The organism is Streptomyces sp. NBC_01635 (genome assembly GCF_045209715.1).
In the GTDB taxonomy this organism is placed as follows: Bacteria; Actinomycetota; Actinomycetes; order Streptomycetales; family Streptomycetaceae; genus Streptomyces; species Streptomyces hirsutus.
This window is the reverse complement of sequence record NZ_CP109277.1, coordinates 8,899,833-8,911,966: the sequence shown is the minus strand read 5'-3', so window position 1 is coordinate 8,911,966 and position 12,134 is coordinate 8,899,833. Positions and strand designations below refer to the sequence as shown.

Annotated in this window: 8 protein-coding genes, 1 tRNA gene and 6 pseudogenes; 7 read left to right on the top strand and 8 right to left on the bottom strand. The window is 68.3% G+C overall.

The annotated features are described in order from the left end of the window. The 3 genes and pseudogenes from OHB56_RS40635 to OHB56_RS40625 form a co-directional block, all read right to left on the bottom strand. A complete protein-coding gene (locus tag OHB56_RS40635; protein WP_055598170.1) occupies nucleotides 1-366 on the bottom strand; it encodes a GNAT family N-acetyltransferase in 366 nt (121 codons plus the stop codon). A 9-nt stretch (nucleotides 367-375) separates the two neighbouring features. Then, nucleotides 376-747 carry a beta/gamma crystallin domain-containing protein gene (locus OHB56_RS40630; protein ID WP_406350960.1) on the bottom strand — a complete coding sequence of 124 codons (372 nt, stop codon included), beginning with the start codon at nucleotides 745-747 and terminating at the stop codon, nucleotides 376-378. A 207-nt stretch (nucleotides 748-954) separates the two neighbouring features. Beyond that, a pseudogene (locus tag OHB56_RS40625) lies at nucleotides 955-2,042 on the bottom strand (integrase core domain-containing protein). 61 nt (nucleotides 2,043-2,103) lie between these two features. Between OHB56_RS40625 and OHB56_RS40620 the strand changes: the two are divergent. After that, nucleotides 2,104-2,539: pseudogene (locus OHB56_RS40620) on the top strand (DDE-type integrase/transposase/recombinase); the annotation flags it as partial. A 485-nt stretch (nucleotides 2,540-3,024) separates the two neighbouring features. On the opposite strand, the gene OHB56_RS40615 reads toward OHB56_RS40620, so the two are convergent. Continuing rightward, entirely contained in the window at nucleotides 3,025-3,522 is a 498-nt protein-coding gene (locus OHB56_RS40615) for a peptidylprolyl isomerase (RefSeq protein ID WP_055593223.1), read from the bottom strand. A 674-nt stretch (nucleotides 3,523-4,196) separates the two neighbouring features. Here OHB56_RS40615 and OHB56_RS40610 point away from each other — a divergent pair. Beyond that, nucleotides 4,197-5,294, top strand: a pseudogene (locus OHB56_RS40610) (integrase). 308 nt (nucleotides 5,295-5,602) lie between these two features. On the opposite strand, the gene OHB56_RS40605 reads toward OHB56_RS40610, so the two are convergent. From OHB56_RS40605 to OHB56_RS40595, 3 genes are all read right to left on the bottom strand, one after another. Further along, a tRNA-Met gene (locus OHB56_RS40605) sits at nucleotides 5,603-5,676 on the bottom strand. Between the two features lie 55 nt (nucleotides 5,677-5,731). Next, nucleotides 5,732-5,935 carry a cold-shock protein gene (locus OHB56_RS40600; protein WP_055628868.1) on the bottom strand — a complete coding sequence of 68 codons (204 nt, stop codon included), beginning with the start codon at nucleotides 5,933-5,935 and terminating at the stop codon, nucleotides 5,732-5,734. 187 nt (nucleotides 5,936-6,122) lie between these two features. Continuing rightward, the gene (locus tag OHB56_RS40595; protein WP_406350962.1) at nucleotides 6,123-6,932 is read right to left on the bottom strand and encodes a BlaI/MecI/CopY family transcriptional regulator; all 810 of its coding nucleotides are present in this window, start codon (nucleotides 6,930-6,932) and stop codon (nucleotides 6,123-6,125) included. Between the two features lie 516 nt (nucleotides 6,933-7,448). Between OHB56_RS40595 and OHB56_RS40590 the strand changes: the two genes are divergently transcribed. The 4 genes and pseudogenes from OHB56_RS40590 to OHB56_RS40575 all read left to right on the top strand — a co-directional run bounded on the left by OHB56_RS40590 (nucleotide 7,449) and on the right by OHB56_RS40575 (nucleotide 11,363). Next, nucleotides 7,449-8,801 carry an endonuclease domain-containing protein gene (locus tag OHB56_RS40590; protein ID WP_406350964.1) on the top strand — a complete coding sequence of 451 codons (1,353 nt, stop codon included), beginning with the start codon at nucleotides 7,449-7,451 and terminating at the stop codon, nucleotides 8,799-8,801. A gap of 226 nt (nucleotides 8,802-9,027) precedes the next feature. Beyond that, the gene (locus tag OHB56_RS40585; RefSeq protein ID WP_055593228.1) at nucleotides 9,028-9,573 is read left to right on the top strand and encodes an IS1096 element passenger TnpR family protein; all 546 of its coding nucleotides are present in this window, start codon (nucleotides 9,028-9,030) and stop codon (nucleotides 9,571-9,573) included. Nucleotides 9,574-9,976: 403 nt separating this feature from the next. Then, nucleotides 9,977-10,528, top strand: a pseudogene (locus tag OHB56_RS40580) (transposase domain-containing protein); the annotation flags it as partial. A 112-nt stretch (nucleotides 10,529-10,640) separates the two neighbouring features. Continuing rightward, on the top strand, nucleotides 10,641-11,363 hold the full coding sequence (locus tag OHB56_RS40575) for an IS6 family transposase (protein WP_406350966.1): 723 nt from the start codon (nucleotides 10,641-10,643) through the stop codon (nucleotides 11,361-11,363). A gap of 94 nt (nucleotides 11,364-11,457) precedes the next feature. On the opposite strand, the pseudogene OHB56_RS40570 reads toward OHB56_RS40575, so the two are convergent. Continuing rightward, a pseudogene (locus OHB56_RS40570) lies at nucleotides 11,458-11,673 on the bottom strand (IS6 family transposase); the annotation flags it as partial. A 29-nt stretch (nucleotides 11,674-11,702) separates the two neighbouring features. Here OHB56_RS40570 and OHB56_RS40565 point away from each other — a divergent pair. Further along, nucleotides 11,703-12,056: pseudogene (locus OHB56_RS40565) on the top strand (transposase); the annotation flags it as partial. Nucleotides 12,057-12,134: the final 78 nt, after the last annotated feature.

Genomic DNA, 12,134 nt, shown 5'->3' with positions numbered 1-12,134 from the left:
TCACGCGCGGCCGGACTCCGGCCCTTCGGCCGTGTCCGGCCGCGCGGTGTCTCCTCGTATCACCGCGTACCGCACCGCGTCCCGCCACTGCCCGTCGCGGAACCCCACGGCGCGCATCACGCCTTCGCGGGTGAACCCGGCCTTCTCCAGGGATCGTTGCTCGGCGACGTTGCCAGTCTCGGTGTCCGCTTCGAGCCGTACGACGGGAGAGTGCGCGAATAGGTAGTCGACCAGGAGGCGCTGCGCGGCGGTGCCGATGCCCCGGCCGCGCGACGGCCGCAGTTGCGCGCCGACGTTCCAGTACGGGGTGCGCCCCGCGCTGGTCCGGCGCCAGGCGACGACGCCGAGCGCGCCGCCGCTGAACATGCCGGCACCTCAGAAGATCTGAATAGATGTGATGTTCGGTGGCCGGTTGGGGTAGGTCACGATGTTCCAGCGACTGATCCTGATGGGAGTGCCGTTGGCGTCGTTCATCTGGATGTCGTTGTTCCCAGTGGAGATCTTGTCCACCCAGGCGCCAGCTCCGAGTCCCATGGTTCCCGCGTTGGCGGCGCAGAATTCGAAGGGCCCGGAAGGGCCGACAATGAGCGGACGACTGTAATGGCCCCACATGTGCAACAAGTCGCCAGTAGTGCAAGGTGTCTGATTCATGGCGAGCGCGGTATTCGCCGGAGTTGCAAGGTTGAGGCCTGCGGTCAGTAACGCTACAGCGAACAGGCGCTGGGCGGTTTTCCTGATGGTGGGCACGATGTGATATCTCCTTGAGGGTTGGGGCCACACTGCGTGAGCCAGGGTTGCTTCCGAACGATGAGGCAACTGCCCGGTCGGGCCTGGCAGTCGGCCCTTCTGCGTTTCAATCCTGGCGCAGCGCTGTGTCGGCCAGGAACGACGCGCGGGGTTTGTTGTCTTCCCGTTACACGGACCCTGTGCCGCTCGAAAAGTCATCGTCGCCGGTCAAGCGATATAGCGGTACTCGCTGGTCACGCCGCCGAGGATCCTGGTCCGCAGCACTCGGCGGGCGTTGAGGTCGTGCACTGTGGCATCGGGCCGTTCCTTGGCATCAGGCGGTAGTTGCTGTCGGGCTTGGTGAGGTCGGTGGGTGTTGTAGTGCCGCCGGTAGGCGGCCAGGACCTGGCGGGCGTGGGCCTCGTTCACGATCAGGACGTGGTCGAGCATCTCGCGCCGGATGCTGCCAATGATCCTCTCGCAGTGGGCGTTCATCCGAGGAACCCGCGGGGCACTCAAGATCACCTCCAGCTCCTCGGCCTCGAAGACCGCGTCGAACGCCGCACCGTACTTGCCGTCGCGGTCACGCAGCAGGAACCGCAGAGACTCCATGCGCATGCCCAGGTCGGCGGCGAGATTCCGCGCCTGCTGCACGGCCCACTCCCGGGTGGGCTGGGCGGTGACCTGCGGTGATGTGCAGGCGCCTCGTGCCGTGCTCGAGGAACACCAGTGCGGACAGCCTCGTGCCGAGCGCGGTGCCGGTGGTGGAAGAAGTCCGCCGCGATGATCCCCTCGGCCTGGGCGGCCAGGAATTCGCGCCAAGTCGGACCGGCACGACGCGGCGCCGGGCCGGTGCCCGCGGCGTTGAGGATCTCCCAGACCGTCGAGGCAGCGATCCGATGCCCGAGTCGAGCCAACTCCCCTTGGATCCGCCTGTGCCCCCATCGCGGGTTCTCCTGGGCCAGCCGCAGAACGAGCGTCTTGATCGCCGCTCGGGTGGGCGGGCGTCCGGTGCGTCGGCGTGCGGTGTAATCCCACCTGACAGCGACGAACCTGCGGTGCCAGGCGAGCAAGGTGCCTGGGGTGACCGGGAAGACCTCGTGCCAGCGTCGCCGGGGTATCAGCCCGGAGAGGGCAGCGAACCAGAACCAGTCGGCCGGCTCGTAGCGAACCGGGCCGGCAATCTGCCGGCGCAGGACTGCGTTCTCATGCCGCAGCACGAGCAGCTCGGCGTCCTTCGCGGTGTCACGGCGCAGCAGCACCGACGGGACGGACAGCAGCCTCCGGGCCACCCTGTACAGCAGAGACACGATCACGCGGACATGATCCCAGGGCCGAACCGCATCACTCCCACCTGCGCCGATGACTTTTCGAGCGGCACAGGACCAGGACGGCACCGTGCTGGACATCCTGGTGCGGTCCCGGCGCAACGCGACGGCCGCGAAGCGGCTCCTGGCCAAGCCGATGAAGAAGCAATGCCGGGTGCTCCGGGTGCTGGTCACCTACAGGCTCCGCACTTACGGCCTCGCCCACCGGGAGCTGATGCCCTTGGTCGGACACCGGCAGTCGAAGTACCTCAACAACCGGGCGGAGAACTCCCGCCAGCCCACCCGGCAGCGCGAACGCCCGATGAAGGGCTTTCTGCTCCGCCACCGGGACACGGCGGTTCCTGTCCGTGTTCGGCGTGATCTCACCGCACTTCAGGCCCCGACGCCACCGCCTCACCGCCCCTCAGTACCGCGCCGAGATGCACCGCCGCTTCGAGACCTGGAACCAGATCACCGGTAGCACCGGCCTGCCCACCGAGACCTGACCCGGCCCCGGCACCCGGCTCACCACACCCTGACATCCCATCAGCCAGACACGTCATGGACAACTTGACAACGCCGCTCAGCTGTCTGGGCCTACTGCCGTGCGGGCTGCCTGCTGCGGCTCCACCGCCCTCCTCGGCACCAAGACGGCAAGGGTGCTGCGTGCTTCACGCCGCAGCGTGCGGCGCCGAGCAAAGGTCGCAGTCAGAGCGAGGATCGAGACCGTACCCCCGTAGAACACAGCAGCAATCGTGGAGAGGAGCCCGACCGTCATCGGGCACGCACCTTTCTTCCCCCGTTCGGCCCGCCCGGCTCACAGCCCGGGGTGGGCGTTGATGCGTTTCCTCCCCACCATACGTGAGCCGTCAACTCTCCCTGCGTCCAAACTCATCACTGTCCGGGAGCCGTCTATGGCTACGGCCGCGTGCCGATTCCCGCCGAGGGGCGCGTCGGGCGGACGCCTCTCGGCGGCGCTGGCGGCGAATCGTCAGAGCTGGCCGGACTCGGCGATAGTGATCTTCGCGGAGGTACGGCCGCTGGAGGAGCCAAGGGCCTCGATCTTCTTGACGAGGTCCATGCTCTCGGTGTCGGCGACCTCGCCGAACACCACGTGCTTGCCGTCCAGCCAGCCCGTCACGATGGTCGTGATGAAGAACTGCGAGCCGTTGCTGTTCGGGCCCGCGTTGGCCATGGACAGCAGGCCCGGCCGGTCGTGCTTGAGGGTGAGGTTCTCGTCGGCGAACTTCTCGCCGTAGATGCTCCTGCCTCCGGTGCCGTTGCCCCGGGTGAAGTCGCCGCCCTGGAGCATGAAATCGGGGATGACACGGTGGAACGACGAGCCCGCGTAGCCGAAGCCCTTCTCGCCGGTCGCGAGGGCGCGGAAGTTCTCCGCCGTCTTGGGAACCACGTCGTCGAACAGGTTGAAGACGATCCGCCCGGCGGGCTCGTCGTTGATGGTGATATCGAAGTAAACCTTGGTCGTCATGCCCCCATCCTGACATTCCGCCGGGTACCGCTCGCCTACTACCCTGCCGTCGCCCGGGCCCGGCGGTAAGACCGCTGTGCAGACCTGTGCAGTGGCCCTGACCCGGTGTACAGCATGAGCGCATCAGTCACCGAACGAGCGCGGACACGCCCGCTGGCCCGTCGCCGACCCGCGCTGCCCGGTCTGCTCCCAGGCCGTCCTGCCCGGCAGGGCGTGCGGGAACAGGCTGTGCACCGTGCCGGTCGAGCAAAGGGGCTTCTCCCGCGTCGACACCGTAGCCGTGTACTCCGGAGCCCTCCGCGACAAGATCCACCGACTCAAGTACGCCGGGGCATACGGCTGGGCGATCATCTTCGGCCGGCTCCTCGTCGGCTGGATGGAGACCCCCGAGCAGATGGAGGGTGTCGACCACGTCGTCGGCAACCCGACCCAAGCCGGCCGCCAACCCTTCCAGCACACCGAGGTGATCATGGACGCGGCCTACACCAAGAACGTCCCCCGAGCATTTCCGCTCAGCCCGCCGGGCGCGCATCGCCTGGTCAAGCAGACCGAGACGCTGCCCCTGCCGAAAACCTCATCCACCCTGGTGGGAGACGGTGCGCGGGGTCTCGCGCGCGGGCGCTGGAGGGGGTGCTCTCGCGTACCTGGTGGTTGTCCCGACATGATGGTCGGTCGTGCTGCTGCGACTGGCTTACCCGACCGGACCCAAGCGTTCGCCATGGTCCGCCTGTTACCGATGAGCGACCGGGACAAGGACGCGGAGCTCCTCGCCCTGCGCCATCAGATCACGGTGCTTCAGCGTCAACTCGGCAAAGACAGGGTGCGGTTCGCCCCGGGCGACCGGGCGTTCCTGGCGGCGTTGCTGCACCGGCTGCCGCCGGAGGTGCTGCGCCGGATACGGCTGGTGGTGCGGCCGGATACGGTGTTGTGCCGGCACCGCGATCTGGGCGCACGCCGCCACGCTGCCGCTTCCCGGCCGAAGCGCTCGGGAAGGCCGCGGACCGTGCGCTCCATCCGGCTCTTGGTGTTGCGGCTTGCGCGGGAGAATCCTGGTTGGGGGTATCGCCGCATCCACGGCGAACTCCTCGTTCTCGGGATCAAGGTGGCCGCCTCCACCGTCTGGGAGATCCTCCAGGAAGCTGGGATCGACCCGGCACCAAAACGTGCTTCCCGCACGTGGGCGGACTTCCTGCGCTCCCAGGCCGACGCCCTGCCGGCGTGCGACTTCCTGGAGACGGTCACGCTGTCCGGGGCGCGCCTGTACGTGTTCGCGGTGATCGAGCATGCCGGCCGACGGATCCGGATCCTCGGCGCCACCGCGCACCCGAGCGCCTCCTGGGTGACGCAGACCGCGAAGAATCTCGTCATGGACCTCGAAGACGCCCGCTGCCGGGCACGGTTCCTGATCCGGGACCGCGACGGGAAGCTCCCCTCGCTGTTCGACGCGGTCCTCGCTGAGGTGGGGATTGAGGTGGTGCCCAGCGGGGTGCGGATGCCGCGCATGAACTCGATCATGGAACGGGGGGATGCAGACCTGTCGGCGCGAGCTGCTGGACCGCATGTTGAGCTGGAACCAGCGGCATCTGCTGCACGCGCTACGCGAGCTCGAGGACTTCTCCAACTCCCATCGGCTCCATCAGGACATCGACAACGCCCGCCCTCTGCACCCGTTGCCGGTCCCGGACAGCGATCCGGAGCAGATCGCTCGCCTCGGCATACGGAGACGTGAACGGCTCGGCGGCATCCTCCACGCGTACCAATATGCCGCATGACCTGCGCGGATGAGGTTTTCGGCAGGCGCACGGCCGGCTCGTAGCGGATCGGGCCGGTCGGCTGCCGGCGCAGCACGGCGTGCTCGTGCCGCAGCACGAGCGGCTCGGCGTCCTTGGTGGTGTCGCGGCGCGGCAGCACCGACGGGACAAAGAGCGGCTTCCGGACCATCGTGTCCGTCGGTGAGACGATCACGCGGACATGCTCCCAGCGGCCGACCCACACCACTCCCACCTGGGGCAATGACTTTTCGAGCGGCACAGGCTGGACGTGGCAAGAGGCCCGGCTGACGCCGGGCCCCTCGTTCTCGTAGCGGGGACAGGATTTGAACCTGCGACCTCTGGGTTATGAGCCCAGCGAGCTACCGAGCTGCTCCACCCCGCGTCGGTGATGCCACTCTACACAGTCACTCTCGCGGGGCAGTGCGCAGTTGCCTTCGTCAGCCGCGCACGATGTTCTCGGCCTGGGGACCCTTCTGGCCCTGGGCCACGTCGAAGGTGACCGGCTCACCCTCGACCAGCTCCCGGTAGCCGTTGCCGGTGATGTTGGAGTAGTGGGCGAAGACGTCCGGGCCGCCGCCGTCCTGGGCGATGAACCCGAAGCCCTTTTCGGCGTTGAACCACTTCACGGTGCCGCTGGCCATGCTGCTTGTCCTTCGATATCGCCGAGAGGTCCCGGCTGGTCTGTGGGCAGGGCCGTCCGTAGCCGAAAGGCACCCGGCGTCCGTTCTACCCCGTCGGCGCGCGGTTATCCGACCTCTCCGCCGGTCACAGCGTGCCGGGTGCCAGCGCCCGGGACGGTGCAGCGCGCCACGACGGGCGGCACGACCCTCACCAGGCCTGCGCCGGCACCTTCTCGGTCTCCTCGGCGCCGGCCGTCTCGGTCGTCGGGGACGCTTCTGCGGCTGCGTCGTCCGCGGCGGGCGCGGACTCGGTCACGGCGGTGTACAGCACGGTGTTCTTCTGCTTCATCCGCTCGACGCGGCTCTTGGCGACCAGCCGCTCCAGGGTGTTGCGCACGGTGTTGATGTCCCGGGCCCGCTCGGGGTACTCCCGCTCCAGGTCGCCGGCGACCTCGCCCGCGGTGCGCGGCTGCCCCGCCTGCTTGCCGAGAACGGTCAACAGCAGCTCACCCAGGGCCGGTTCACCGGCCTTGGACGCCGTCGTCTTCTTCGCCGCAGGCGCCTGCTTCGCTGCTGTCTTCTTCGCCCCCGGCTTTTTCGCCGTGGCCTTCTTGGCCGTCGTCTTCTTCGCGGCCGTCTTCTTGGCCGTGGTCTTCTTCGCGGGTGCCTCGGCCGGCTTGTCCTGCCGCTGCTTCGGCACAGCCGCGGAAGCCTCAACATCGGTCGCTTCGGACGGCTCGGCCAACTCGGCCGCTTCCGCCGGCTCGGTGGGCCCGGACGTGTTGTCCTGCGGCGGTGCCGGCTCGCCCTCGGGCGCCTGGGCGCCGGCACCGGCCTCGGCCGGGGCGGACACCGTCTCCAGCGCCTTGATCAGCCAGGCTTCGTCCGCCTCGAGCTGCTCAAGACGCTTGCGCAGACGGGCCTGTTCCTCCCGATTGTCCGCGAGGTGGTCGGCGAACTGGGCCGCGTACTGGCTCTGCAGGCTCTGGGTGGTGGGCTCTTCCGGCTCGGCGGCCACGCGGCACGCTCCTTCATACGGGGGTTGTTGCTGCCGGATGCTACTCACCCAAACGGGACCGTCGCCGCTGTCCCGGGCAAACATCACCCTTGCGGACAGCCGCCCATGGCCTGCCGCACCTCCCGGCACCGGTCCGCAGGAAGGGACACCGGACGCGAAACCACCTCACCGGCTCCCGCCCCACGGTCCGCCCGGATCCGGCCCGCACAGACGCCCTGCCCACGCAGGCGACACTGCCGTGACCGCCGGTACGCGCCGTTTCGTGCCGCCGCGACGCACAGGCTGAGGTGGGAAAGAGCTTGAGATCGGAGTGGTCGTGATGCGTGAGGCGTACGACGGGTACCAAGCAGCGGGTCGGCTGAAGGCGCCGGTTGCGGCCTGGCGGTGGGCGGTGGCCTCGAACCTGGTCCCGGCCACCGAAGCCGGAGTGGGTCTGTGGGCGCGCGCAGTCGTCGAAGCCACAAATGCCGAGGCGATGCGGGCGGCGCTGCGGAGACCGGCCGTTAGCCTGTCGGTATGTCAGAGCGTGTCATCCCGGGCCGCACGGGCGGCCTGATCACTCTGGGCGCCGCGGACGCTTTGTGGGCCGGCTTGACGGCCAGCAGCGCTGTGCCGACGGCTTCTGCGGCGTTCACCTGCTCTCTTGCCAATGCCCAGGCGGGCTACGTCCTGCTCGGCGGCTATGTGGTGGCGACGGTGAAGGTAGGCGGCGGCCAGTGGAGTGTTCCGGAGACTGGGGTGCGCCAGGCGGCAGCGGAACTGAACGCGGTTGAGATGGACCGCCAGGACCTGGTCCGCATCGGTCCGTTCCGTGACGGGTCGAAGCAGGAGCACAACGAGAACACGCCGCTGCGATGGCGCCAGCGCATCGCCCGGGAACTGCAGGAACTGGACGAGCCCGAGCGGGCAGCACGATGTGATGGCGGCCGGCCGTACCATCTGGCGGGGATCGACTGGCGGCGGATCCTCGTGGAGAACACCCGCGACCGGACGGCGCGGACCTGGTGGCTGCCGCGCGCCGTGGTCAGGCTGCTGGATGTGGCCGAGCACACCGAAACGCGGTGGCTGAAAGCCGCGCGGACCTGCCAGGCAAGCGCAACCGTCACCGAGCCGCCCTCCCACCACCGGCAGGCCCGAGCCGCCGACGGCCCGCAGACGACGAGCCCCGACTGCCCAACCGCCCCACTGCGCCCGTACAACGAGGAACTGAAAGGCCACTTGTACTCGGTACTCAGCAGGAAACCCGGCACCTCCCGCAAGGTGGCCGGGTGGACGTGCGCCATCTGCCGCACCGCACCCGCCGCCGTACTCGACCATTGCCACGAACATGGCTACGTCCGCGCCCCCGTCTGCCACTCCTGCAACACACAAGAACGACCCGACCACCTCTACAGCAACGACATCCGCGTGGCCAACCACTACACACGTCTCTTCCACACCCACACCGCCGACTGGCTCCGCCACTGGCACCGCTGCCCCGGCTGCCGCACCCGCACCACCCTGCCACTACCCCACCTCGCCGCATGGACCGCCCACATAGCCTGCCGATCACTGCGCCCGACCCACCGCGACCCCAGCGGCTCCCGCGGGCGCACACCCTGCGGTGCGCTGCGCGTGTCCTGGACCGGCAGCCACCATGCGCCCGGTTCCTGCCTGCTCACTGTCGCCGTCGACCTGTGCCCCTCCGGCGAGCACCGTGTCCTGGCGCAAGTCCCCTACCGCGAAGCCGCCGAGCGGTTCCGTACCTGGCTGGCCGAGACCGCCCCCGCCGTGGCCGCCGCGGCCGGACCCGACCGCCTGGACGGCCTCCCAGCCCGGTCCCGGCCAGTCATCGCGGACACCAGCGGTGAGGGCCTGGCGCTTTTCTGAGCGAACAGCGAGAGACCCGACACCAACGCCGACCGGATGATGACGAGATGACGAGTGCCATGATGACAAAGCCGAAGGGCAGGGCTGTCAGGCGCCGACGCAGAGCGGCGCTGTCGGCGGCTGGTAGAAAATCCCCACGCACGGCCGGCTCGATTCCCCCTCTGGCAGTCACACTCAGTAGCCTCGGTGCCGGCTCGCGGACCTGGCGTATGAAGGGGTTGTGATCGTGGCACGTACCTGGCTGTCCATCCGGGTGGAGTTGGTCTCCGGGCACGGTGCGGACCTGTGGCCGCGCCCCGGCCGGATCTTCGCCGCCGCGCGATCGCACTCCTTCGCCCAGTTCGCCACGGCCATCGATCTCGCCTTCGGCCGTTGGGACCTGGCCCACCTGCACCTGTTCACGTTGTCCGACGGCACCCGGGTCAGCCCCCTGGACTGGTGGGACGACGAGGCCCCGGACGGCACCGTGGACGGCCATGCCACCAAGCTGAGCAGGCTGCAGGCCGGCGAGCAGTTCGCCTATGTCTTCGACATGGGCGACGACTGGGCCCACCTGTGCACGGTGGCGGACAAGCGCATCGACCCCCTCGACGAACTCGGCGAGGCACCCGGCCGCCCGGTTCCCTACTGGGGCTGGGGCAGCCTCCCGGACCAGTACGCACGCCGCTGGGACGGGGACGACGGGGAGTCGTCGATGCCCAAGCGGCCGGCGCGCGGGCTCAGCGACCTGCCTCCGCTCCTGCCGTGGTGGGGCGAGCACCGCCGAGGATGATCTCACGCTGCGTACACGAAGTGGCCGCCAGCGGGGAATCGAGGTGGCCACAGTGGGGAGCGGAAGTGGCCACGAGCGGGGAAATCTAACATGCCGCTGACAGTCGGCCTTCGCTTCGGCCATGGTGCTATCCACCCCGACCGTTCGGGAGCCCTAAGGGCCTGTGCGAGGGCACGTCCCCCGTCGTGGCGGACAGCCGGGTGCCGGTTCTTCGAACTCAGCGGCCGACCGGGGCCGGGTCGGGACGGCTTCGGTGTACTGGCTGGAGGGGCCTTCCCTCAAGGCCGGGTAGTTAGCGTTTCTGCAGGTCACGCAAGGGGCGTTGAGGGGTTCTTGACGTGGAGCAACGGAGCTCGTTGGTACAGGCAGTCGTCCAAGACAGTTTGTCCCGCAAGAAGCTCCGTTGCCCGTTCATTGTGTCTCGCCGTCGGCGCTGACGGCCATCACCCGTACGGTGACTGTGGCCGCGGGCCGGTTTGCTCCCGGACATCTGGGAGAACTGACGCCGTTCGAGCTGGTCGACGCGGTCTTGTCCGAGACCAGGACCGTGCAGCGACGGTTGCGTGATCTGCCCTCGCGGGTCGGCGTCTACTTCCTGGTGGCGATGTGCCTGTTTCCCGAGATCGGCTACCGACTGGTCTGGGACAAGCTGACCGCCGGCCTGTCGGGGATGCCGATCGTCTGCCCGAGCACGAAAGCGCTCCGTGATCTGCGCCGCAGAATCGGCAGCGCGCCGGTGCGGGCGTTGTTCGAGGTGCTGGCCGGGCCGTTGGCCCAACCGACCACGCCGGGGGTGCGCTTCGGCCCGTATCGGACGGTGTCGTTCGACGGCTGCAGCTCGATCAAGGTGCCCGACAGCGAGCGCAACCGGGGCCGGCTGGGGCGGTGCCCGCACAGCGGCTATCCCCAGGTCGAGCTGATGACACTGGTCGAGACCGGAACCCGGGCCGTGATCTGAGCGGTCTTCGGCCCCACCCGGGAGGGCGAAACCTCCTACGCCACCAGGCGGCACTGTCACGTTGGCTGATCGGGTGGGATGGTCTTCGGGTTGATCACGGTGTAGGGGGTTGTCCGTGAGCAGTACGCCGTCGTACCAGGGGCACCGGTACCCGGCCGAGGTGATCTCCCACTGCGTGTGGCGGTACTTCCACTTCCCGTTGTCATTCCGTGAGGTCGAGGAGCTGATGCTCGAGCGCGGCGTCATCGTGTCCTACGAGACGATCCGCCGCTGGTGCGCGAAGTTCGGGCAGGTCTACGCCAACGCGCTGCGTCGCCGTCGGCCCCGGCCCGGTGATAAGTGGTACCTGGACGAGGTCTTCATCAAGATCAACGGCGAGCTGAAGTATCTGTGGCGGGCCGTGGACGCCGACGGCACCGTGCTGGACATCCTCGTGCAGAACCGGCGGGACACCACTGCGGCCCGGCGGTTCTTCCGCACACTGCTCAAGAAGACCTGCTCGGTGCCGAGGGCGGTGGTCACCGACAAACTGCGCTCCTACGGCGCGGCCCACCGCGAGGTCATGCCCTCGGTCGAGCACCGCTCCCACAAGGGCCTGAACAACCGGGCCGAGAACAGCCACCAGCCCACCCGGCAACGCGAACGCGCCATGAAAGGCTTCCGTTCCGTCGGCGGAGCCCAGCGGTTCCTGTCCGCGTTCAGCGGCATCTCGCCCCACTTCCGGCCTCACCGCCACCAGATGACCGCCTCCGACCACCGCGCCGAGATGACCATCCGCTTCGCGATCTGGGAGCAGATCACCGGCGTCGCCGGCCTGTCTGCCGCGGCCTGAGCACGGAGCGGAAGCTGGCCCCACCACACCCGACACACCGTCAGGCACTCACACCCTCAACAACGTGACAACGCCGTCCGTTCGCATAGGCCTGGCCGAACTTCATACACCAGCGGCGGACCGTCTCGTGGGAGACGATGACGCCGCGCTGCAGCATCAGCTCCTCCACCTCACGGAACGACAACGGGAAGCGGAAGTACAGCCACACGCAGTGGGAGATCACCTCGACCGGGTACCGGTGCCCCTTGTACGACGGCAACGCGGACGACACGAGCGACCCCCTCCCCGGCACGACCAACTCCAAGATCATCCCAGGCTAGTCAGCCAACGTGACAATGTCTCTCCGACAACGACGCCGGCAAGCAGCTCCTCACCCGCATCGCCGCCGACCACCCCACGATCAGCAAGGCCTGGGTCGACACCGGCTACAAGAAACAGGCGATCGAGCACGGTGCCGTCCTGGGCATAGACGTTGACGTTGTCCCTCGGAATTCGCAGGTCAAGGGCTTCTCGGTGATCCCGCGCCGCTGGGTGGTCGAGCGTAGCTTCGGCTGGATCATGATGCACCGTCGCCTTGCTCGCGACTACGAGACCAAACCCGCCCACTCCGAAAGCATGATCCGCCTCGCGATGATCTCCAACCTCGCGAAACGAGCCACCGGAGAAACAGTCATAACCTGGCACAAACCATGAACTACCACTTCTTCAATCCGAACGTCCTCTGAGAGCACGACGAAGCCCCCTACGGTCACCTGGGATTCCTGGGCGGTC

Bases quoted from the DNA above. Each gene is read 5' to 3' on its own strand.
- OHB56_RS40590 (WP_406350964.1), top strand. From the start codon at position 7,449: ATGTCAGAGCGTGTCATCCCGGGCCGCACGGGCGGCCTGATCACTCTG.
- OHB56_RS40635 (WP_055598170.1), bottom strand. From the start codon at position 366: ATGTTCAGCGGCGGCGCGCTCGGCGTCGTCGCCTGGCGCCGGACCAGC.
- OHB56_RS40600 (WP_055628868.1), bottom strand. From the start codon at position 5,935: ATGGCCAGCGGCACCGTGAAGTGGTTCAACGCCGAAAAGGGCTTCGGG.
- OHB56_RS40615 (WP_055593223.1), bottom strand. From the start codon at position 3,522: ATGACGACCAAGGTTTACTTCGATATCACCATCAACGACGAGCCCGCC.